22 protein-coding genes are annotated in these 20,691 nt (G+C 72.6%); 4 read left to right on the top strand and 18 right to left on the bottom strand.

The annotated features are described in order from the left end of the window. Nucleotides 1-2: 2 nt before the first annotated feature. From ACIQF6_RS14205 to hrcA, 15 genes are all read right to left on the bottom strand, one after another. Complete coding sequence (locus ACIQF6_RS14205; RefSeq protein WP_400894160.1) at nt 3-716, bottom strand: alpha/beta fold hydrolase; 714 nt, start codon at nt 714-716, stop codon at nt 3-5. Between the two features lie 37 nt (nt 717-753). After that, entirely contained in the window at nt 754-1,686 is a 933-nt protein-coding gene (era, locus tag ACIQF6_RS14200) for a GTPase Era (protein ID WP_035862671.1), read from the bottom strand. Nucleotides 1,687-1,733: 47 nt separating this feature from the next. Beyond that, nucleotides 1,734-1,895, bottom strand: coding sequence for a hypothetical protein (locus tag ACIQF6_RS14195; protein ID WP_400894157.1), 162 nt, complete (start codon nt 1,893-1,895; stop codon nt 1,734-1,736). A gap of 84 nt (nt 1,896-1,979) precedes the next feature. Further along, nucleotides 1,980-2,333, bottom strand: coding sequence for a cytidine deaminase (locus ACIQF6_RS14190; RefSeq protein WP_400894155.1), 354 nt, complete (start codon nt 2,331-2,333; stop codon nt 1,980-1,982). 117 nt (nt 2,334-2,450) lie between these two features. Continuing rightward, entirely contained in the window at nt 2,451-3,002 is a 552-nt protein-coding gene (locus ACIQF6_RS14185) for a DUF4383 domain-containing protein (protein ID WP_400894153.1), read from the bottom strand. Then, nucleotides 3,002-3,241, bottom strand: a complete 240-nt coding sequence (locus ACIQF6_RS14180) for a hypothetical protein (RefSeq protein ID WP_157815491.1) — start codon at nt 3,239-3,241, stop codon at nt 3,002-3,004. The genes ACIQF6_RS14185 and ACIQF6_RS14180 overlap by 1 nt, the downstream gene beginning before the upstream one ends. A 115-nt stretch (nt 3,242-3,356) precedes the next feature. Next, a complete protein-coding gene (locus ACIQF6_RS14175) occupies nt 3,357-4,694 on the bottom strand; it encodes a hemolysin family protein (protein WP_400894150.1) in 1,338 nt (445 codons plus the stop codon). Between the two features lie 13 nt (nt 4,695-4,707). Beyond that, on the bottom strand, nt 4,708-5,202 hold the full coding sequence (gene ybeY, locus ACIQF6_RS14170; RefSeq protein ID WP_400894148.1) for an rRNA maturation RNase YbeY: 495 nt from the start codon (nt 5,200-5,202) through the stop codon (nt 4,708-4,710). 14 nt (nt 5,203-5,216) lie between these two features. Further along, nucleotides 5,217-6,320: a PhoH family protein gene (locus ACIQF6_RS14165; RefSeq protein ID WP_400894146.1), complete on the bottom strand. Its 1,104-nt coding sequence runs from the start codon at nt 6,318-6,320 to the stop codon at nt 5,217-5,219. 173 nt (nt 6,321-6,493) lie between these two features. Next, complete coding sequence (locus ACIQF6_RS14160; protein ID WP_400894144.1) at nt 6,494-7,411, bottom strand: ribonuclease Z; 918 nt, start codon at nt 7,409-7,411, stop codon at nt 6,494-6,496. Nucleotides 7,412-7,414: 3 nt separating this feature from the next. Further along, entirely contained in the window at nt 7,415-7,768 is a 354-nt protein-coding gene (locus tag ACIQF6_RS14155) for an HIT domain-containing protein (protein WP_400894142.1), read from the bottom strand. Between the two features lie 92 nt (nt 7,769-7,860). Beyond that, on the bottom strand, nt 7,861-11,064 hold the full coding sequence (locus ACIQF6_RS14150) for a PDZ domain-containing protein (protein WP_400894140.1): 3,204 nt from the start codon (nt 11,062-11,064) through the stop codon (nt 7,861-7,863). 237 nt (nt 11,065-11,301) lie between these two features. Beyond that, nucleotides 11,302-12,045 carry a 16S rRNA (uracil(1498)-N(3))-methyltransferase gene (locus tag ACIQF6_RS14145; protein WP_400894138.1) on the bottom strand — a complete coding sequence of 248 codons (744 nt, stop codon included), beginning with the start codon at nt 12,043-12,045 and terminating at the stop codon, nt 11,302-11,304. 87 nt (nt 12,046-12,132) lie between these two features. Beyond that, nucleotides 12,133-13,272, bottom strand: a complete 1,140-nt coding sequence (gene dnaJ / locus ACIQF6_RS14140) for a molecular chaperone DnaJ (RefSeq protein WP_100585723.1) — start codon at nt 13,270-13,272, stop codon at nt 12,133-12,135. A gap of 69 nt (nt 13,273-13,341) precedes the next feature. Continuing rightward, nucleotides 13,342-14,415 carry a heat-inducible transcriptional repressor HrcA gene (hrcA, locus tag ACIQF6_RS14135; RefSeq protein ID WP_400894135.1) on the bottom strand — a complete coding sequence of 358 codons (1,074 nt, stop codon included), beginning with the start codon at nt 14,413-14,415 and terminating at the stop codon, nt 13,342-13,344. Nucleotides 14,416-14,687: 272 nt separating this feature from the next. Between hrcA and htpX the strand changes: the two genes are divergently transcribed. The 4 genes from htpX to ACIQF6_RS14115 are packed head-to-tail and all read left to right on the top strand — an operon-like array spanning nt 14,688 to nt 17,908. Further along, the gene (gene htpX, locus ACIQF6_RS14130; RefSeq protein WP_400894133.1) at nt 14,688-15,611 is read left to right on the top strand and encodes a zinc metalloprotease HtpX; all 924 of its coding nucleotides are present in this window, start codon (nt 14,688-14,690) and stop codon (nt 15,609-15,611) included. A 36-nt stretch (nt 15,612-15,647) separates the two neighbouring features. Next, entirely contained in the window at nt 15,648-16,235 is a 588-nt protein-coding gene (locus ACIQF6_RS14125) for a hypothetical protein (RefSeq protein ID WP_400894131.1), read from the top strand. Nucleotides 16,236-16,268: 33 nt separating this feature from the next. Further along, a complete protein-coding gene (locus ACIQF6_RS14120; RefSeq protein ID WP_400894129.1) occupies nt 16,269-17,039 on the top strand; it encodes a DUF2785 domain-containing protein in 771 nt (256 codons plus the stop codon). 35 nt (nt 17,040-17,074) lie between these two features. Beyond that, nucleotides 17,075-17,908: a DUF3097 domain-containing protein gene (locus tag ACIQF6_RS14115; protein WP_400894127.1), complete on the top strand. Its 834-nt coding sequence runs from the start codon at nt 17,075-17,077 to the stop codon at nt 17,906-17,908. A 23-nt stretch (nt 17,909-17,931) separates the two neighbouring features. Here the strand turns inward: ACIQF6_RS14115 and ACIQF6_RS14110 are convergent, their stop codons facing one another. From ACIQF6_RS14110 to hemW, 3 genes are all read right to left on the bottom strand, one after another. Continuing rightward, complete coding sequence (locus ACIQF6_RS14110) at nt 17,932-18,600, bottom strand: hypothetical protein (protein WP_400894125.1); 669 nt, start codon at nt 18,598-18,600, stop codon at nt 17,932-17,934. Further along, nucleotides 18,597-19,250: an RNA polymerase sigma factor gene (locus ACIQF6_RS14105; RefSeq protein WP_400894123.1), complete on the bottom strand. Its 654-nt coding sequence runs from the start codon at nt 19,248-19,250 to the stop codon at nt 18,597-18,599. Before ACIQF6_RS14105 ends, ACIQF6_RS14110 begins: the two co-directional genes overlap by 4 nt. A gap of 190 nt (nt 19,251-19,440) precedes the next feature. Next, nucleotides 19,441-20,670 carry a radical SAM family heme chaperone HemW gene (gene hemW, locus ACIQF6_RS14100; RefSeq protein ID WP_400894121.1) on the bottom strand — a complete coding sequence of 410 codons (1,230 nt, stop codon included), beginning with the start codon at nt 20,668-20,670 and terminating at the stop codon, nt 19,441-19,443. Nucleotides 20,671-20,691 lie beyond the last annotated feature (21 nt).

Below are 20,691 nucleotides of genomic sequence, written 5' to 3'. Positions count from 1 at the left end.
CGTCAGATCCAGCCGTCCAGCGAGGCCAGGAACCCGGCCGGGTCGTCCCGGTGGATGCAGTGGCCGGCGCCCGCGACGGTGCGCACCTCGAAGCCGCGGCGGCGCAGCTCGGCGGCCTCCTCGGGCGGCACCAGGGCGCTGGGGTCGGCGAGTTGGACCAGCGAGGGGACGGTGGGTGCGCCCGGCAGCACGGACAGTTCGGGGTGTTCCCACAGACCGACGGCGGTGTCGCTGTCCCAGAGGGCGAGGCCGGCGAGTTCGGCGTCCACGTCCTCCTCGGCCCAGCCGGGGTGCATGGTGGTGATGAACTCCCGGGTGCCGAACCGCTTGAAGCCGACGAACGGCTCCGGTCCGATCCCGGGGCGGTCGAAGAGGAACGCGGGGTCGCTGTAGACGGCGCGTTCGGGCTTGAGCCGGTCGACGGCCCGCCACAGGGCGAGCGCGCCCATCGAGTGGCCGATGGCGAGCGCGGCCCCGGCGGGCAGGGTGTCGGCAAGGTCCTCGGCGAACTGCTCGGGCCCGTACCGGTCGGCGGGGGTGGCACCCTCGCCGACCGGGGAGACGCCGTGGCCGCGCAGGTCGACGCCGACCACCCGGTAGCCGCGTTCGGCGAGGGCGGGGCCGATCACCCGCCAGGTGCGGTGGTCGGACTGGATGCCGTGGATCAGCAGGGCGGTCCGGTCGCCTCCGCCCCACTCGTGGGTGTGCAGCTTCACGACCGGCCCCTCCCCTGTCCGACTGTTCGACGCTCCGTCAGAAGCCGAGCTTACGCAGCTGCTTGGGGTCGCGCTGCCAGTCCTTGGCAACCTTGACGTGCAGGTCCAGGTAGACCGGGGTGCCGAGGAGCGCCTCGATCTGCTTGCGGGCGGTGGTGCCGACGTGCTTGAGCCGGGAGCCCTTGGCGCCGATCACGATGGCCTTCTGGCTCTGCCGCTCGATGTACACGTTGGCGTGGATGTCCAGCAGCGGACGGTCGGCGGGCCGGCCCTCGCGCGGGATCATCTCCTCGACCACCACGGCCAGCGAGTGCGGGAGCTCGTCGCGCACGCCCTCCAGCGCGGCCTCGCGGATCAGCTCGGCGACCATGATCTGCTCGGGCTCGTCGGTGAGGTCGCCGTCCGGGTAGAGCGGCATGCCCTCGGGCAGCAGCTTGGTCAGCAGGTCCGCGACCAGGTCCACCTGCTTGTCGCCGACCGCCGAGACGGGGATGATCTCGGCCCACTCGATGCCGAGCTCGGCGCCCAGCTGCTGGACGGCGATCAGCTGCTCGGCGAGCCGCTTGGAGTCCACCAGGTCGGTCTTGGTGACCAGCGCCACCTTCGGGGTGGACTTCTTGATCTCGGCGAGCTCCTTGGCGATGAACTTGTCGCCGGGGCCGAGCTTCTGGTCGGCGGGCACGCAGAAACCGATCACGTCGACCTCCGCCCAGGTGGTGCGGACCAGGTCGTTGAGGCGCTCACCGAGCAGGGTGCGGGGCTTGTGCAGCCCGGGGGTGTCCACCAGCACGAGCTGGGCGTCGGGGCGGTGCACGATGCCGCGCACGGTGTGCCGGGTGGTCTGCGGACGGTCGGAGGTGATCGCGACCTTCGTCCCGACCAGGGCGTTGGTCAGGGTCGACTTGCCCGCGTTGGGACGGCCGACGAAGCACGCGAACCCGGAGCGGTACGGGGAGGAAGGGGCATTCATGGCACCCATTGTCCCCGATCGGCCGGGCCGACCCGGCCATCGGGGGTTCAGCCCGCCTTCTTCTTCCCGCCGCCCATGATGCCGCCGACCAGAACGAGCGCCAGCAGCACCAGGGTGCCGACCAGCCACCACACCGATCCGGTCTCGTGCCAGCGGCCGAAGCCCATGACGCACAGCAGCAGTCCGCAGAAGAACGCGGCGATCCCCATGACCACTCCCCCGGCCGAAAAGACCCCTGAACGGTGCGATTATCGCACCGGCCAGGGGTCTTTTCGAGGAGTGCGCGCAGCGGCTCAACGCGCCTCGGCGACGACCTTCAGCGTCCCGTCCGGCCCCGCCAGCAGCACCGGCGTGCCGGCCCCGCCCAAGTCCCGCACGGCCGCCAGGTCGGCCGCGGCGGGCTCCTCCGCGGCCGAGACCACGGCGGCCGCCTCCAGGCTCTGCGCCCCGCTGGCCACGGCCATCGCCACCGCCGTCTGCACCGCGCTGAGCTGCAGCGACTCCAGCGCGACCGTCCCGGCCACGTAGGTGCGGCCGGTCTCGTCGCGGACCGCCGCCCCCTCGGCCACGCCGTTGCGGGCGCGGGCCGAGCGGGCCAGCGTGATGATCTTCTTGTCCTCGGGGTCCAGCTCGGAAATCTCGGTCATGGCCCCGAGCATAGGTGCCCCGCCCGCGCACCGGCCGGGGCGTCCGACCCTCGGCCATTCACCGGCTCAACCCTTGAACAGCACCCCTCGTCGGCGGCTCGCGCCACGCCGGGACGATCAGTGTCCGGTCGGATTCGGCGGACCCGGGCGCAGAACCTTCACCAGCACCGGCGGGCCGTTGGGACGCTCGGCCTCACGCTCGCGCTCGTGCTCGCGCCGGCGCTTCCAGTACGGGTTGTCCTGCGGCAGGTGACTGCTGACCCGGCCGTACATGCCGAAGGCCAGGATCACGAAGCCGAAGGCGAAGCTGAAGACGACGTTGCCGATGTGGAAGGCGAGCCGGTTGGCGCTGGAGTCCAGCACCATCAGGCCGACGAAGCCCGCCAGCACGAACAGCACGCCCATGATCATGTTGATGTCGGAGGCGATGTTGCCGCCGATGATCGCGCCCAGGATCAGGATTCCGCCGGCCACCAGCGACAGCACGCTCAGCGCGCCGTTGCTGGACATGCCCAGCACCTGCTTGCCTGTGGTGTCGATGAAGCCGGGGCTGTCGCCGACGAGCCCGAGGATCCCGAAGGCAATGAGGAACAGTCCGCCCAGGCCCGCGCCGTAGCGGTACACCTGGCCCAGCCGGTGGTCGACCGGCAGTTCGTCGTGGAGTCGCATCAGGTCCTCCCCGCATGGTCGGACCGGAGGAACGGCACCTCGTGCAGGTACAGCGACCCACACTGCTGGCAGCAGTGCAGCCCGGTGCCCCAGGCCTCCTCCGGCTTGCTCTCGGCGTCCGAGGCGATCTCGGCGCCGCACATGCCGTGCGAGAGGTCGGTGTCACGGACCACATGCCACCTGGCCACCCCGCCGGCCGGCCCGGTGGGGCCGTATTCCGCGCGCAGTAGATGTGCCATGTCTCCCATGGTCGGCGCGCCCCGGGCGGTACGGCAAACGGGCCCCGGGCCGAACTGTCCGACCCGGCAAGCCGGTTGGGACAGCCCGTCCAGGGCCCGCTGCGCGTACGGGGAACTACGGCGCGTGTTCCTCGGCCGGTTCCTCGGCGTGCTTCGCGTGCTCCTCCAGGTGCACCGGCGCGGCCACCACGGTGCCGATCCGGTTGCGGCGGCCCGCGGAGCTCTCCGCGGTCAGGCTGATCGCGGCCAGCCCGCTGCCCTCCGGCACCGGCACCTCGCAGGACGAGCCGGGGATCGGCACCCGGCCCAGGCACTTGGCCAGCAGGCCGCCGACGGTCTCCACGTCCTCGTCGTCCAGCTCGATGCCGAACAGCTCGCCGAGGTCCTCGACGGTGAGCCGGGCGGTGATCCGGTACGAGCCGTCGCCGAGGTCCTCGACCGGGGCGATCTCCCGGTCGTACTCGTCGGTGATCTCGCCGACGATCTCCTCCAGGATGTCCTCGATGGTGACCAGGCCGGCGGTGCCGCCGTACTCGTCGATCACGATCGCCACGTGCGAGCGCATCTGCTGCATCTCGCGCAGCAGGTCCGCGGCCGGCTTGGAGTCCGGTACGAACACCGCCGGGCGCATCACCGAGTCCACCTGCTCCGACTCGGCGTCCCGGTTGATGTGGGTGCGCCGTACCAGGTCCTTGAGGTAGACGATGCCGACCACGTCGTCCTCGTTGTCGCCGACCACCGGGATCCGCGAGAAGCCCGAGCGCAGCGCCAGGGTCAGCGTCTGACGGACCGTTTTGTGGCGCTCGATCATCACCAGGTCGGTGCGCGGCACCATCACCTCGCGCACGATGGTGTCGCCCAGTTCGAAGACCGAGTGCACCATTCGGCGCTCCTCGTCCTCGATCAGGTCGTCCTTCTCCGCGAGGTCCACCAGCGCCCGCAGCTCCGCCTCGGAGGCGAACGGGCCCTCGACGTAGCCCTTGCCGGGCGTCAGCGCGTTGCCCAGCAGGATCAGCAGCCGCGGGATCGGCCCGAGGATCCGGGCCAGCGGCAGCAGCACGTAGGACGCCGCGGTGACGGTGCCCAGCGGGTGCTGGCGGCCGATCGTGCGCGGGGAGACCCCGACCATGACGAACGACACCAGCACCATCACGCCGAACGCCACCAGCACCGCCAGCCAGGTCTGCTGGAAACTGCGCACGCACACCACGGTGACCAGCACCGCGGCGGCCATCTCGGCGGCCACCCGGATCAGCGCCGCCAGGTTCAGGTAGCGGATGGTGTCGGAGGCCAGCGTCAGCAGCCGCTCGGAGCCTCGGCGGCCCGACCGGACCGCCTCCTCGGCGCGGAAGCGGGACATCCGGGAGATCCCCGCCTCGGCGCACGCGGCCAGCCAGCCGAGCACCACCAGCAGCAGTGCCCCGATCAGGAAGCTCGTACTCTCACCACTCACAGACGGCCGGCCCTCAGTGGACGGTCGGCGCGGGCGACAGCCCGGTCAGCCCGCGGCCGGCCCGCCAGTCGTCCAGGATCCGCTTCTGCAGCGCGAACATCTCGCGCTCCTCGTCGGGCTCCTCGTGGTCGTAGCCGAGCACGTGCAGCACGCCATGGACGGTGAGCAGCTGCAGCTCCTCGTCCATGGAGTGCTTGGTGGGGGCGGCCAGGCCCTGCTGCGTGGCCACCTCCGGGCAGAGCACGATGTCGCCGAGCAGGCCCTCCGGCAGGTCCTCGCCCTCCTTGCCCGGCCGCAGTTCGTCCATCGGGAAGGACATCACGTCCGTCGGACCTGGCAGGTCCATCCACTGGACGTGCAGCTCCGCCATCGACTCGCTGTCGTAGAGGATCACGGAGAGCTCGGACTGCGGATGGATCCGCATCTTGTCGAGGGCGTAGCGGGCGACGTCGAGGATGGACTCCTCGTCGACGTCCCACCCGGACTCGTTGGCGATGTCGATCGACATGGAGGGCTCAGTACTCAGCTTTCGGTGCGATGGGTCTGCCGGGGCGCCCGGGCGCCCCGACGTTGAACGGGTTTGCGGTCGCCGGACTCCTCGGACTCCTGCCGGGCGTCCCAGCGTTCGTACGCGTCCACGATGCGGCCGACCAGCTTGTGCCGCACCACGTCGGTGCTGGTCAGCACCGAGAAGTGGATGTCGGGCACGTCGACCAGGATCTCCTGGACCACCTTCAGACCGCTGCGGGTACCGCCCGGCAGGTCGATCTGGCTGGTGTCGCCGGTGACCACCACCCGGGAGTTGAAACCGAGGCGGGTCAGGAACATCTTCATCTGCTCGGGCGAGGTGTTCTGCGCCTCGTCGAGGATGATGAACGCGTCGTTCAGGGTGCGGCCGCGCATGTAGGCCAGCGGAGCGACCTCGATCGTGCCGGCGGCCATCAGCCGCGGGATCGAGTCCGGGTCCATCATGTCGTGCAGCGCGTCGTACAGCGGCCGCAGGTAGGGGTCGATCTTCTCGTAGAGGGTGCCGGGCAGGAAGCCCAGCCGCTCCCCCGCCTCGACGGCCGGCCGGGTCAGGATGATCCGGTTGACCTCCTTGGCCTGCAGCGCCTGCACGGCCTTGGCCATCGCCAGGTAGGTCTTGCCGGTGCCGGCCGGGCCGAGGCCGAAGACGATGGTGTGCTTGTCGATGGCGTCGACGTAGCGCTGCTGGTTGAGCGTCTTGGGGCGGATCGTGCGGCCCCGGTTGGACAGGATGTTCGCCGTGAACACCTCGGACGGGGCCGGGTGGGCCGGGTCCTCGGCGGCGCTCCTGAGCATGGTGATGGAGCGCTCCACGGCGTCCTCCGTCAGTGGCTGGCCGGTGCGCAGCACCAGCATCATCTCGGTGAAGAGCTGCTTGACGAGCGCGACCTCGGCGGGAGAGCCGGTGGCGGTCACCTCGTTTCCTCGGACATGGATGTCGGCGTCCGGGAAGCCGTCCTCGATCACTCGCAGGAGCGAGTCGGCCGCACCCAGCAGGGTGACCATCGGGTGCTTCTCCGGGATGACTATCCGGGTGCTGGCGGCCGCCGCGTCGGGGCGCCGCTGTCCGTCGGTTCGGGTCTGCGGTGTGTCAGTCATAGGTCGGCGCTACGGCCTGCCTCATCCCAATCCGTCGTGTCGTGTGGCCAGGGCTCTCCAGGCCACCAGGGTACGCCGCGCAGGTGTTCGCCGGAGCGGGCGGCGGCTTCGATGGTGCTGGCTGTCGCCCCGATGTGCGAGCGGTTTTCGGCCGCCGCACGCCCCCGGGGCGCTCAACGGCGCGGTGGGACGGGGATCCTGGCGAGGTCCTCGGCGATCACGACCTCGCCGTCGAAGTGCTTCTCCGCCTCCGCGCGGTGCGCCTGCAGGTCCGGGTACCGCTGCGAGAAGTGGGTCAGCACCAGCCGGCGCACCCCCGCCTCGGCGGCCACCCGGGCGGCCTGTGCGGCGGTCAGGTGGCCGTGTTCCTCGGCGAGTGCGGCGTCCGCCTCCAGGAAGGTCGCCTCGATCGCCAACAGGTCGGCGCCCTCGGCGAGTTCGAACACCCCGTCGCACAGCCGGGTGTCCATCACGAAGGCGAACCGCTGCCCGGGCCGGCGCTCCGCGACCTCCGCCAGCAGCACCGTCCGCCCGTCCGCCTCGACCCGGCCGTCGCGCTGCAACTGCCCCACGGCCGGTCCGCGCAGGCCGAGTTCGCGCAGCCGCTCGGGGCGCAGCCGGACGCCGTCCGGCTCGGTCAGCCGGTAGCCGAACGACTCCACCGGGTGCGACAGCCGCACCGCGGACAGCTCGAACGGCGCGCCCGGCGCCTCCAGCGGGCCCGGCCCGGCGACCGGGCGCTCCCTGATGTCGGCGGTCGCGTGGTAGACGCTGGCGTGCCGCAGCCGGTCGAAGAACACCTGGCCGGACGCCGGGTAGTAGGCGTCCACCGGGTGCGGCACCCGGTCCAGGTTGATCCGCTGCACCACGCCCGGCAGGCCCAGGCAGTGGTCGCCGTGGAAGTGCGACACCGCGATCCGGGTGATCCCGGTGGCGGTCACGCCCGCCTGCAGCATCTGCCGCTGGGTGCCCTCCCCCGGGTCGAACAGCAGTCCCTCGCCGTCCCAGCGCAGCAGGTACCCGTTGTGGTTCCGGTGCCGGGTCGGCACCTGGCTGGCCGTGCCGAGGACGACGAGTTCACGCTGCGACAACGCTCAGACCAGCCCCTCGGCGAGCTTGCGCCCGCCCAGCACGTGCACGTGCGCGTGGAACACGGTCTGACCGGAGTCGGCGCCGGTGTTGAAGATCAGCCGGTACGACTCCAGGCCCTCGCCCTTCGCCGCCTCGCCCGCCTCGACGAGCAGCTCGGCGGCGATCTCCGGCTCCGCGGCGGCCAGTTCGGCCGCGTTGGCGTAGTGCACCTCCGGGATCACCAGCAGGTGGGTGGGCGCCTGCGGGTTTATGTCCCGGAACGCCAGCGTCCGGCCGCCCTTGCGGACCACCGTCGCCGGGATGTCCCCCGACACGATCTTGCAGAACACACAGTCCGCCTGCGGCTCCCCGGCCATCTCCCGCACTCCTTCTGAACACCCGTCACTGGTGACGACGACCTTACAGGGGAGGGGCGCGGGCCACGGCGGACCCGCGCCCCCTCCGCCCGTCAGTCGATCGGCGGGGCGACCTTGGCCGGGGTGGCGGCCAGCGCCTCCAGGGCGACCCGGACGGCGGTCTCCAGCTGCGGGTCCCGGCCGGCCGCCCAGTCGTGCGGGGCGATCGGCACCTCGATGTCGGGGGTGACGCCGCCGTTCTCCAGGCCCCAGCCGTAGCCCTCCAGCCAGCTGGAGTACTTGGGCTGGGTGACCACCGTGCCGTCCACCAGGTCGTACTTGTTGTCGATGCCGATCACGCCGCCCCAGGTGCGGGTGCCGACCACCGGGCCGATGCCGAGCGCCTGGATCGCGGCGTTGACGATGTCGCCGTCCGAGCCGGAGAACTCGTTGGCCAGCGCCACCACCGGGCCGCGCGGGGCGTCCGCCGGGTACGGATCCGGCCGGTCCAGGTCGCGGCCGCGGTTCCAGCCGACGATCCGGCGGGCCAGCTTCTCGACGATCAGCTGCGAGGTGTGGCCGCCGCGGTTCTCCCGCAGGTCGACCAGCACGCCCTCGCGGGCCATCTCGATCCGCAGGTCGCGGTGGAGCTGCGCCCAGCCGGCGCTCTGCATGTCCGGCACGTGCAGGTAGCCGAGCCGGCCGCCGGACAGCTCGTGGACGGCGGCCCGCCGCCCGGCCACCCAGTCGTGGTAGCGCAGCGGCTCCTCGTCGTCCAGCGGCACCACCACGGGGTACCGCTCGCCGCCGTCCTTGCCGCTGACGGTCAGCTCGACCGGCTGGTCGGCGGTGCCGGCCAGCAGCGGGCCGGGACCGGTCACCGGGTCGACCGGGCGGCCGTTGACGGCGAGGATCGCATCGCCGGGGCGGATCGCCGCGCCGGGCGCGGCCAGCGGGGAGCGGGCCCGCGGGTCGGAGGACTCGCCGGGCACCACCCTGGCCACCCGCCACACCTCGCCGTCGCGGACCAGGTCCGCGCCGAGCAGGCCCTGCCGGCGGGCCGCCTCGGTGCCCCGGCCGGGCGGCACCACGTAGGCGTGCGAGGTGCCGAGTTCGGCGACCGTCTCCCAGAGCAGGTCCACCAGGTCGGAGTGGCTGCCGGCCCGGTCCACCAGCGGCCGGTAGCGGGCCAGCGCGCCCGCCCAGTCGACGCCGCCGAGGTCGGCGCGCCAGAAGTTGTCGCGCATCAGCCGGCCGTTCTCGTCGAACATCTGCCGCCACTCGGCGGCCGGGTCGACGGTGATCCGGATCCGGTCGAGGTCGACCTCGGCGTCCTCGCCGTCGTCGGCCTTCTGGTCGGCGGGGACGATCCGCAGGCTGCCGTCCTCCAGCACCGCCAGCCGGGCGCCGTCGCCGGACACCGCGAAGGTGTCCACGCCGGTGAGCAGTTCCTCCGCCCGGCGCTTCTTCAGGTCGTACCGCTCCAGCGCGGTGCCGGCCGGGGTGTCGTCCAACGAGGCGGCGCTGTCGCCGAGTTCGCCGCTGAACGGGATCCGGCCCCACAGCACGCCGTCCTTCGCGGCCCGCAGCCCGCCGAACCGCCCGGCCGCCACCGGGAACGCCACGATCCGGTCGGCCAGGCCGTCCAGGTCGACCTTGGTGGTGGGCGCCGCGGAGTCGCCCTTGTCGCCGTCCTTGGTGTCCTCGTCCTCGCCGCCGATCGGCCGCCCGGCCCGCTGCGGGCCGAACGGCGACGGGGTGTCGGCGGCCAGCGTCAGCAGGTACGGGCGGGTGCCGCCGGGGAACGACAGGTCGAAGACGTGTTCGTCGTACACCGGGTCGAAGGTCCGCACCGACAGGAACGCCAGGTGCTTGCCGTCCGAGGTGAAGGCCGGCGAATAGTCGTGGAACCGCTGCGGGGTGGCCTCGCTGACGGTGCGCGAGGTGAGGTCCGCCAGCATGATCTGGCGCAGCGACCACGGCCCGAGCACCGGCTGCGACCAGGCCAGCCAGCCCGAGTCCGGGCTGAACACCGGCCCGCTGACCTCGCCGTCGCCGCTGCGCGCCAGCTCGTGCACGGCGCCGTCGCTGAGCGCCACCAGCAGCAGCCGGCCGTCGTGCGAGGCGACCGCGAGCTGCCGACCGTCCGGCGAGACCGTCAGCGCCCGCACCCGGCCGAGCTGACCGGACGCCAGCCGGCGGCGCTCCGCACCGAGCACCGACGGCGCGTACGCGATCGCGTCGTCGCCGTCGGCGTCCGTCACCCACACCGCGCCCTGCGCGCCGTCCTCGCCGGGGACCACCTGGGCCAGCCGGTTGCGCACGCCCGGCGTCTCGTCCAGCACCCGGGACGGGCCCTCGCGGTGCGTCACCCAGTGCACGGTGCCGCGCACCACCACGGCCGCGGCCCGGCCGGTGCGGTCCGCGGCGGCGGACTCCACCTGCCCGTCGGCGCGGGTCGGGTGCGGCCGGCGGCTGCTGCGCGGACCGGCCAGGTCGATGTCCAGCCGGCGCGGCTCGGCGCCCTCCAGGTCGTCCAGCAGCCACAGGTCGCCGGCGCTCTGCCAGATCACCCGGGTGCCGTCGGTGGACGCCTGCCGGGCGTAGAACCCGGTGTCCGCCGGGCTGTGCGCCCGCAGATCGGTGCCGTCCGGGAGGCTGGAGTACAGCCGGCCGACGCCCTCGTGGTCGGACAGGAACGCCACCCGGTCGCCCACCCACATCGGGCACTCCAGCTGGCCGTCCAGCTCGGCGTGCAGCCGCTCGAACTCGGCCGCCCCGATCCACAACTTGCCGGCCCGGCCGCCCCGGTAGCGCTTCCAGTGCGCGGCCTCCCGGTTGTGCGTCCCCAGCAGCACCCGCCCGCCGGTCGCCCCCGGCGGCACCGGCTCGAACGCCAACGCCCCGATCGGCCCGTACGGCAGCCGCTCCGGCTCACCGCCGTCCAGCGGCACCGCGAACGCCCACGTCCGGCGGATCGTCTCCTGCCCGCCGGTGGTGATCGCGAGCGGGCGGCCGTCGGCGCTCCACCCCACCAGCGCCGTGAACGTGCTCCCCCAGTACGTCAGCCGCCGGGCCTGCCCGCCGGCCGCCGGCGCGACATGCACCTCCGGCGCCCCGTCCCGGTGCGACGTCCACGCCACCGTCCGCCCGTCCGGCGAGAAGCGCACGGCGCCGACCGGCACCTGATCCGCCGTCAACCGCCACGCCCGCCCGCCCTCGACGGGGGCCAGCCAGACATCGTCCTCGGCAACGAAGGCGACAACATCGCCATGCAGATGGGGGTGGCGCAGGTACCCGCGCGTCGAATCGGTCACCCGGCCACCCTAGAACGGGCGCACAGCGGGCGGAGGAGAAATAACCAGGGGCGCGGGAGGACTCGCGAGAGCAGGTGGGCGCGAAGCCAGGGGCGCGGGGAACTGCGCGAAGGGGAACGCATCACATCCGCAAGATCGCGACGCAAGAGAATGACCTGCACTTGATCGCGACCTTGCGGACGTGGTCTGCGCTTGTCGCGCAGTTCCCCGCGCCCCTGTCGGTGCGCTCCTTGGCCCCTACCCCCAACGGCCGGTACGGCCGAGCAGCAGCGCGCCCGCCGCGACGCCCGCCGTCGAGGTGCGCAGGACGGACGGCCCGAGGCGGTAGGGCTTCGCTCCGGCCTCGGCGAAAGCGGCGAGCTCCTCCGGGGAGACCCCGCCCTCCGGTCCGACGATCAGCACGATCTCGCCGGCGGCGGGCAGCTCGGCCGTGGCCAGCGGCAGCGAGCCGTCCTCGTGCAGGACGGCGGCGAAGGAGGCCGCGGAGAGCAGGGGCAGCAGCTGTCGGGTGGTCATCGGCTCGTGCACCTCGGGGAAGCGCAGCCGTCGGGCCTGCTTGCCCGCCTCGCGCGCGGTGGCCCGCCACTTGGCGAGGGCCTTCGTGCCGCGGTCGCCCTTCCACTGGGTGATGCACCTGGAGGCCGCCCACGGCACCACCGCGTCGACGCCGACCTCGGTCATCGTCTCGACGGCGAGTTCGCCGCGGTCGCCCTTGGGCAGCGCCTGGACGACGGTGATCCGGGGCGCGGGCACAGCCTCCTCGCGGACGGCGGCGACCAGCACGTCCAGCGCGTCCTTGCCGTGCACCGCGGCGACGGTGCCGTCCGCGCCGAGGCCGTGCCCGTCGGCGAGGGTGACGGCCTCGCCGGGCTCCAGGCGCTTGACGGCGACGGCGTGCCGCCCTTCGGGGCCGTCGAGGCGGACGGTGGCGCCGGGTGCGGCGCCCGTCAGGTCGTCGACGACGAACACCGGTGCGGTCATCGGAACAGGAACCCTCTCACGGAGCGGACAACAAAAAACCCGGACCGGGAGCGGCATGCACCGCTCCCGGCCCGGAAGGAACAGGTCTCACCGGCCGTTGAAGGCGTCCTTCAGCCGGGAGAACAGGCCCTGCTGACCGGGCGCGAACTGGCCGGAGGGCCGCTCCTCGCCGCGGATCACGGCGAGCCGCCGCAGCAGCTCCTCCTGCTCGGGGTCGAGCTTGGTGGGCGTCTGCACCTCGACGTGCACTATCAGGTCGCCCCGGCCGCCGCCGCGCAGATGCGTGATGCCGCGACCGTGCAGCGGGATCGACTGGCCGGACTGGGTGCCGGGCCGGATGTCGACCTCCTCCAGGCCGTCCAGGGTCTGCAGCGGGACCTGGGTGCCGAGCGCGGCGGCCGTCATCGGGATGGTGACCGTGCAGTGCAGGTCGTCGCCGCGGCGCTGGAAGACGGCGTGGCTGGTCTCGGCGATCTCCACGTACAGGTCGCCGGCCGGGCCGCCGCCGGGGCCGACCTCGCCCTCGCCGGCCAGCTGGATCCGGGTGCCGTTGTCGACACCGGCGGGGATCTTCACCGTGAGGGTGCGGCGGGCCCGGACCCGGCCGTCGCCCGCGCACTCCGGGCACGGGGTCGGGACGACGGTGCCGAAGCCCTGGCACTGCGGGCAGGGACGGGAGGTCATGACCTGGCCCAGGAAGGACCGGGTGACCTGGGAGACCTCGCCCTTGCCGCGACACATGTCACAGGTCTGCGCGGAGGTGCCGGGTGCGGCGCCCTCACCGCTGCACGTGGTGCAGGTGACGGCGGTGTCGACCTGGAGTTCCTTGGTGGTGCCGAATGCGGCCTCCTCCAGGGTGATCTCCAGTCGGATCATCGCGTCCTGACCGCGGCGGGTGCGCGAACGCGGGCCGCGCTGGCCGGTCGCGGCGCCGAAGAAGGCGTCCATGATGTCCGAGAAGCCGAACCCGGCCGCCCCGGCACCGAAGCCGCCCGCACCGCCGCCGTTCGGCGACAGCGGGTCGCCACCGAGGTCGTAGACCTGACGCTTCTGCGGATCGGAGAGCACCTCGTAGGCGGCGTTGATCTCCTTGAACCGCTCCTGCGTCTTCGGGTCCGGGTTGACGTCCGGGTGCAGTTCACGGGCGAGGCGCCGGAACGCCTTCTTGATCTCGTCCTGCCCCGCGTCGCGTCGGACGCCGAGTACCGCGTAGTAGTCCGTGGCCACCAAATGCTCCGGTTTGTTCCGCCTCTAGAAGTGCTTGCGAGGGCTGCGTGAGGGTCTCACGCAACCTTGCTATGACTCGGCCAGGATCTGGCCGACGTACCGTGCCACCGCTCGCACCGCCCCCATTGTGCCCGGGTAATCCATCCGGGTCGGACCGATCACACCCAGCTTTGCCACGCTCTGGTCGCCCGAACCGTAACCGACGGAGACCACCGACGTGGAATTCAGGCCCTCGTAGGCGATCTCGTGACCGATCCGGACCGTCATCGCGGAGTCCGCGGTCTCACCCAGCAGGCGCAGCAGCACCACCTGCTCCTCCAGTGCCTCCAGCACCGGACGGATGGACAGGGGGAAGTCATGGCCGAAACGAGTCAGGTTGGCGGTGCCCGCCAGCATGATCCGTTCCTCGTTCTGTTCGGCGAGCGTTTCGAAAAGGACGGTCAGCACGGTGCTGACCGAAGGCCGGTCGGCCGGTTCGAAACCGGCCGGCAGGTCCTCCAGCAGAGTAGGCACCTCGGGCAGCCGACAGCCGCCCGCCATGCCGTTGAGCCTGGCCCGCAGGTCTCCCAGCAGGGCCTCGCCGACCGGGCCGGGACAGTCCACCATCCGCTGCTCGACCCGGCCGGTGTTGGTGATCAGCACCAGCATCAGCTTGGTCGGGGTCAGCGACACCAGTTCGATGTGCCGCACCGTGGAACGGGTCAGCGACGGGTACTGGACCACCGCGACCTGCCGGGTCAGCTGCGCCAGCAGCCGCACCGTACGGGCCACCACGTCGTCCAGGTCGACCGCGCCCTCCAGGAAGTGCCGGATCGCCCGGCGCTCCGGAGCCGTCATCGGCTTCACCTCGGCGAGGCGGTCGACGAACAGGCGGTAGCCCTTGTCGGTCGGGATCCGCCCCGCACTGGTGTGCGGCTGGTGGATGAACCCGTCCTCCTCCAGCGCCGCCATGTCGTTGCGCACCGTGGCCGGCGAGACGCCCAGGTTGTGGCGCTCCACCAGGGCCTTGGAGCCGACCGGCTCCTCGGTGCCCACGTAGTCCTGGACGATCGCGCGCAGCACGGCGAGCCGACGCTCGTCCAGTGGGCGCACGGACGAACGGGGGTCGATCAGGCGGCCGTCGGTCTTGCCGTCGTCCGGCATGGGGCACGCACCTCCGTCGTCGTCCGTTGAACCGGTGGTCGATCAACTCTGGCACTCAACTGGGCAGAGTGCCAGAACCGTACCTGCCAGTGTACGGCCCGGGCCTGATGGCAGGAACGGTCCGCCCACGTGATCCTCGACCGAATACCGGACCGGCCGATGCCCGGGGGCCGCCCGAGCCGCATTCCCATCGGATTCCCATCGTTTCGGATGGTGCCTACGGGCCCTGCCAGTGGCAGCATCGAAGGCGAAGAGGCGAAGGAGGAGCAGCGATGTCGGCGTCACGACAGCACTCCCGGTTCACCCCCGACCGCGGCCTGACCGGTCGGATGGTCACCACCATGTTCTTGATCGGCCTGCTCTACGTCGGCTTCACCGGGCTGCTGATCGTGCTGCTGCGCGGCGCCTGGCCGCTGGTGGTGCTGATCGCCGGCGGCCTGTTCGTCGCCCAGTTCTGGTTCTCCGACAAGATCACCGAACGGGCGATGGGCGCCCACCAGGTCTCCCCCGAGGAGTTCCCGCAGCTGCACGGCGCGGTGGACCGGCTGTGCGCGCTCGCCGACATGCCCAAACCGCGGGTCGCGGTCGCCCGCAACGACATGCCGAACGCCTTCGCCACCGGCCGGAACCCGGAGAACGCGGTCATCTGCGTGACCACCGGCCTGCTGCGCCGGCTGGAACCGGAGGAACTGGAGGGCGTCCTCGCCCACGAGCTCTCGCACGTCGCGCACCGGGACGTGGCGGTGATGACGGTGGCCGGCTTCCTCGGCGTACTGGCCGGCGCGATGACCCGGATCGCGCTCTACGGCGGAATGATGGGCGGCGGCAACCGCAACAGCAACGACTCCAACGCCGCCATCGCGATGATCCTCGTCCCGCTGGCCTCGATGGTGGTGTACGCGATCAGCTTCCTGCTCACCAGGCTGCTCTCCCGTTACCGCGAACTCGCCGCCGACCGGGCCGCCGCCCAGCTGACCGGGCGGCCCAGCGCACTCGCCTCCGCGCTGACCAAGGTGACCGGCCAGATCGCCGCCATCCCGACCGAGGACCTGCGCAAGGCCCAGCCCTACAACGCCTTCTACTTCGCGCCCGCGCTGAGCGCCAAGGAGACCGCCGCGCAGCTGTTCTCCACCCACCCGTCGCTGGAGCAGCGGCTCGCGCAGCTGTCGAAGATCTCCGCCGAACTCGGGCAGTGACCTCTTCCCGACCCCCGACGCAAGGAGCTCGACCCCGTGGGATTCCTGGACGCCCTGTTCGGCCGCAGCAAGCCCGTGAAGCCGGACCTCGACCAGCTGTTCGGCATCCCCTCGGCCGCGCTCACCCTGCAGGCCGCCACCGGATTCCGCCCCACCGGCCTCGGCTCGGTGTGCTTCGCCGCCGTCGAGGGCGGCGCGTTCGCCGAAGTCCAGCAGCAGGTCCGAGCGCTCCTCGACGCCGACACCGAACGCGGCGGCACCCCCGTCGAAGCCTCCCGCGACGACTACGGCTACTCCTGGCTGCTCGCCCGGCACACCCCCGAGGAACTCCCCGACCTGGTCAACGACCTGCACGCGGTCAACAGCGAACTGGAGGCCAACGGCTTCGGCCCCCAACTCCTCTGCTCGATCGTCGCCTTCCGCGACCACGAGGGCCGCTCGCTCGGCCTGGTCTACCTCTACAAGCGCGGCACCTTCTACCCGATGTGCAAACTGCCCGGCCAGGAGAAGCGCAACAACCCCCTGGAGATCGAGATCTCCAACCTGCTCCGCAACGACCTGCGCATCGAGTCCGACCTCTCCCGCTGGTTCCCGGTCTGGGGCGCTCCCGGGCTGGAGGGCTGACAGCTCCCCGGAACGTTCCTAGGGTGGTGGCCCATGATCGACTGGACCGCCCTGCCCGACCGGGACCCGTCCGACGCCGAGCTGGCCGCCGTAGCCGAGGCACTGCGCTCGCCCGACCCGGTGGAACGCGACGAACGCGCGTACTCCCGGCTGGCCGACTGGGTGCCCGGGCTGCCCGAGGAACGGCGGCTGGCACTCGGCGACGCGATGGCGGCCCGCTTCGAGGACCCCGAGATCCAGGCCCGGACGTTCGCCCCACTCGTCCTTGCCCGGCTGGTCCGGGCCGGGACGCTGCGCGCCGAGTGGCTCGCCGCGTTCGCCCGCTGGTACCCGGCCGAGAGCGACCTGCGCGGCCACCACCCCGAACTGGGCTGGCTGCACGCCGTCGCGCACGGCGCCGACCTGCTGGCCGCCTTCGGGCAGCACCCGGATGTCCGCCCGGAGCCGTTGCTCTCCCTCGGCGCGGCCCGCCTGCTCGCTCCCACCGGGCACGTCTTCGACGCGATGGAGGATGACCGCCTCGGCTTCGCGCTCGCCCTGACGCTGACCCGCCCCGAGCTGACGGAACGCCGGGCCGTCGGCTGGCTGGACCCGGTGGCCGAGGTGTTCGCCGCCGGGCAGCCCGGGCCGGTGCCCGGCGAGGTGTCCAACACCCTGCGCACGCTGCGGGTGGTGCATCTGCTGACGGTCCGGGGTGTCCGCTCGCGGTGGGGCGACGCGGAGGTACGGACGGTTCCGCACGGAGCGACGGTCGGCGAACGGATCGTCGAGGTGCTGTCGACGGCGGCGGCGTACATCGGCTGACGGGGCGTCGGGGGCGGTTTCGTAGACTGCGGGGCATGCGCAGCAGGGAGTACGGGCCGGATCTGACCCCGCCGTGGAAGCGGCAGCAGCCCGCGCCGGAGGTGGCGGCGGAGCGGGATCTGGTGGTGGAGGAGGCGGCGACCGGGTTCTGCGGGGCGGTGGTGCGGTGCGAGCGGACCGCGGAGGGCTTCACCGTCACGTTGGAGGACCGGTTCGGCAAGCACCGGGTGTTTCCGTTGGTGCCCTGCGGATTCCTGCTGGAGGGACGGGTGGTGACGCTGGTCCGCCCGACCGGGCCGGCTCCGCAGCGCGGGCCCGGGCGGACGGCTTCCGGGTCGGTCGCGGTGCCCGGGGCGCGTGCCCGGGTGGCCCGTGAGTCGCGGATCTACGTCGAGGGCCGGCACGACGCCGAACTCGTCGAACGGGTCTGGGGCGACGACCTGCGGATCGAGGGCGTGGTGGTCGAGTACCTGGAGGGCGTGGACGACCTGCCCGCGATCGTCGCCGAGTTCGCGCCCGGCCCGGGCCGCCGGCTGGGCGTGCTGGTCGACCATCTGCTGCCCGGCACCAAGGAGCACCGGATCGCCGCCCGGGTGACCGGTGACCACGTGCTGGTCGTCGGCCACCCGTACGTCGACATCTGGCAGGCCGTCAAACCCGCCGGTCTCGGCTTCGCGGCCTGGCCCGAGGTGCCACGCGGCGAGGTGTGGAAGGAGGGCGTCTGCCGCCGTCTCGGCTGGCCGGTGGACACCCCGGCCGCCTGGAAGCGGATCCTCGCCTCGGTCGACGGCTGGAAGGATCTGGAGCCGGAACTCCTCGGCCGGGTCGAGGAGTTGATCGATTTCGTCACCCTGCCGGGCAGCACCTGACTTCCACTCGATCGGACGGCTGCTCAATCGGACAACCTCCCGGACGGCGGCACGGCCGAGGTCGGGGAGACGACCGGCGCGGCGGACGGGTCGGCCGGGCCCGGCACGGAGATCTGCGGCGCGGGCACGCAGGCGGGCACCGCGTCCACCACGACGGCGCGGAAGCTGTTCATCACCGTGCCACCGATCCGGGTCCGGCCCGCCGTCAGCAGCACCGTCGACCCTGGTGGGACGAGCTTGGGGTCGATCCGCACCGTGCCGGGGCCGTCACCGGGCCGCACCCGGTCGGGTTGGGCACGGGTGCCCTTCGGCTCCGGCAGCGTGCACTCCTCGGGCGTCCGGGCCTCCTCGATCCCGGCCGCCCGCACCCCGTACCGCTGCAGGGTGGCGACCAGGTCGGCCAGCGCGGCCGGGTCGCGCAGTTGCAGCGCGATGGTGCCGTCCGACTCCTGGGTGACGGCGTACGCGGCGTTCCCTCCGTGCTCGACGCCCAGCACCGCGGGCAGCACCAGCGCGGTGGCGACGGCCGCCACGCCGATCGCGACGGCGGCCAGCAGCGGGCGGCGGCGCAGCACGCTGCGGCGTGCGACCCGGTCGGCGGCGACGCTCCGTTCGGCGGCGAGAGCGGCCAGCTCCTCGCCGAGCTTCCGCTCGAAGTTGCTGGTGGACGGCGTGCGACGGGTGCTGTTCACGGGGACACCTCGATCATCGGGTCGACGGGGGCGCTCGGACGGGGCACCAGCAGGGCCGCACCGGGGCGGGGCAGGTCCTTGCGGGCGGGCTGTCGTTCGGCACCGAGCTTGCGGCGGGCCCGGTGCAGGCGGACCCGGACGGTGGCCTGCGAGATGCAGAGCGCCTGTGCGGCCTCGGCGGTACTCAGGCCGTCCACCACGACCAGGTCGAGGACCTCTCGCAGCGGCGTGCTGAGCCCCGCGTGCTGCTGCGCGAGGTCACGGACGGCGCGCTGGGCGTCGATCCGTTCCTCCAGGGCGAGGATGTCCTCCTCGGCGAGCAGCCGGCGGCCGGACAGCCGACCCATCGCCCGCCGCTCCCGACTGTCGCCCCGCCAGTGCCCGGCGAGGACGTACCGGGCGATGCCGTACAGCCAGCCGGCCGCCGTCCCGCGCTCGGGCCGGTAGCTGCCGGCGGCCTCCAGCGCCGCGACGAAGATGTCCGCGGTGAGGTCGGCCGCCAGGTGGGGGTCGCTGACCCGGCGGGTGACGAAGTCGAGTATGGCGTTGACGTGTTGGCGGTAGAACGCATCGAAGCCGTCCGGAGTGGTCAGCTCCGGAGTGCGGCCCTCGGGGCCCGCTTCGTCCTGAGGGTGCTCACGGATACGCATGCGTCCCTCCTCGGTCGGGGGAACCCGGTGGGTCCCTTCACCGAGTAATTGGCCGCAGCCCACCGAGGCGTTTCACGCCCGCAGTCCCCCGATCGGGCGGTTTGCGACCGGTTTCCCCGGTGCACCCGCCCCGGCCGAACCGCCGAACCGCCGAACCGCCGAACCGCCGAACCGCCGAACCGCCGACGCGTCAGTCGACCAGGTCGCGGACCACCGCGTCGGCCAGCAGCCGCCCGCGCAGGGTCAGCGCGGCCCGGCCCCGGGTGTACGGGCCGGGCTCCAACAGGCCGTCGGCGAGGGCCCGGTCGGCGGCCTTGCGGCCGGTGTCGGTGAGCAGGTCCAGCGGGCAGCCCTCGACCAGACGCAGTTCCAGCAGGATCCGCTCGACCCGGCGGTCCTCGCCGGCCAGCACCTCGCGGCCGAGCGCGGGCGTGCGGCCCTCGGCGAGCGCCTGCGCGTACGCGGCCGGGTGCTTGGCGTTCCACCAGCGGACCCCGCCGACGTGGCTGTGCGCGCCCGGTCCGGCGCCCCACCAGTCGGCGCCCGTCCAGTACAGCTCGTTGTGGCGGCAGCGGCCCTCCGGCGTGGTGGCCCAGTTGGAGACCTCGTACCAGGAGTACCCGGCGGCGGCGAGCGCCTGATCGGCCATCAGGTAGCGGTCGGCGTGCACGTCGTCGTCGATCATCGGCAGTTCGCCGCGCCGGACCCGGGCGGCCAGCCGGGTGCCGTCCTCGACGATCAGCGAGTATGCGGAGACGTGGTCGGGGCGGGCGCCGATCGCCGCGTCCAGCGAGGCCTGCCAGTCCTGGTCGGACTCGCCGGGGGTGCCGTAGATCAGGTCCAGGTTGACGTGCTCGAAGCCGGCCGCGCGGGCCTCGGCGACGCACGCCTCCGGGCGGCCCGGGGTGTGGTGGCGGTCCAGGATCTGCAGCACGTGCGGGCGGGCGCTCTGCATGCCGAAGGAGATCCGGTTGTAGCCGCCCTCGCGCAGCTCGGTCAGGTACGCCGGGTCCACCGACTCCGGGTTGGCCTCGGTGGTGATCTCCGCGCCCTCGGCCAGACCGAACTCCTCGCGCAGCGCTGCCAGCATCCGCACCAGGTCACGGGCGGGCAGCAGGGTGGGGGTGCCGCCGCCGAGGAACACCGTCTGCACCGGCAGGTCCGTGTCGCCCAGCACCCGGCGGGCCAGCCGGATCTCGGCGATCACGTTGTCGGCGTAGGTGTCCTGCGAGGCGACCGTGCCCGAGGAGCGCAGTTCGGTGGCGGTGTAGGTGTTGAAGTCGCAGTAGCCGCAGCGGCTGGCGCAGTACGGCACATGCAGGTAGAAACCGAACGGCCGGGAACCGAGCCCGTCCAGGGCGTGGGCGGGCAGCGAGCCGTCGGACGGCACCGGTTCGCCGTCGGGGAGTGCGGAGGGCATGTGCCCATTGTCCGGTACGGC

Source organism: Kitasatospora sp. NPDC092948, assembly GCF_044754805.1.
In the GTDB taxonomy this organism is placed as follows: Bacteria; Actinomycetota; Actinomycetes; order Streptomycetales; family Streptomycetaceae; genus Kitasatospora.
Note: the sequence above shows the minus strand (reverse complement) of the source record. Positions and strands in the feature narration are given on the sequence as shown.

Excerpts from the sequence above, each read along its gene's own strand:
- hemW (WP_400894121.1), bottom strand. The coding sequence starts at position 20,670 with ATGCCCTCCGCACTCCCCGACGGCGAACCGGTGCCGTCCGACGGCTCG.
- ACIQF6_RS14185 (WP_400894153.1), bottom strand. The coding sequence starts at position 3,002 with ATGCGACTCCACGACGAACTGCCGGTCGACCACCGGCTGGGCCAGGTG.
- ACIQF6_RS14190 (WP_400894155.1), bottom strand. The coding sequence starts at position 2,333 with ATGACCGAGATTTCCGAGCTGGACCCCGAGGACAAGAAGATCATCACG.
- ybeY (WP_400894148.1), bottom strand. The coding sequence starts at position 5,202 with ATGTCGATCGACATCGCCAACGAGTCCGGGTGGGACGTCGACGAGGAG.
- ACIQF6_RS14165 (WP_400894146.1), bottom strand. The coding sequence starts at position 6,320 with ATGACTGACACACCGCAGACCCGAACCGACGGACAGCGGCGCCCCGAC.
- hrcA (WP_400894135.1), bottom strand. The coding sequence starts at position 14,415 with ATGCCGGACGACGGCAAGACCGACGGCCGCCTGATCGACCCCCGTTCG.
- ACIQF6_RS14120 (WP_400894129.1), top strand. The coding sequence starts at position 16,269 with ATGATCGACTGGACCGCCCTGCCCGACCGGGACCCGTCCGACGCCGAG.
- ACIQF6_RS14195 (WP_400894157.1), bottom strand. The coding sequence starts at position 1,895 with ATGGGGATCGCCGCGTTCTTCTGCGGACTGCTGCTGTGCGTCATGGGC.
- htpX (WP_400894133.1), top strand. The coding sequence starts at position 14,688 with ATGTCGGCGTCACGACAGCACTCCCGGTTCACCCCCGACCGCGGCCTG.
- ACIQF6_RS14145 (WP_400894138.1), bottom strand. The coding sequence starts at position 12,045 with ATGACCGCACCGGTGTTCGTCGTCGACGACCTGACGGGCGCCGCACCC.
- ACIQF6_RS14180 (WP_157815491.1), bottom strand. The coding sequence starts at position 3,241 with ATGGCACATCTACTGCGCGCGGAATACGGCCCCACCGGGCCGGCCGGC.
- ACIQF6_RS14115 (WP_400894127.1), top strand. The coding sequence starts at position 17,075 with ATGCGCAGCAGGGAGTACGGGCCGGATCTGACCCCGCCGTGGAAGCGG.
- ACIQF6_RS14155 (WP_400894142.1), bottom strand. The coding sequence starts at position 7,768 with ATGGCCGGGGAGCCGCAGGCGGACTGTGTGTTCTGCAAGATCGTGTCG.
- era (WP_035862671.1), bottom strand. The coding sequence starts at position 1,686 with ATGAATGCCCCTTCCTCCCCGTACCGCTCCGGGTTCGCGTGCTTCGTC.
- ACIQF6_RS14105 (WP_400894123.1), bottom strand. The coding sequence starts at position 19,250 with ATGCGTATCCGTGAGCACCCTCAGGACGAAGCGGGCCCCGAGGGCCGC.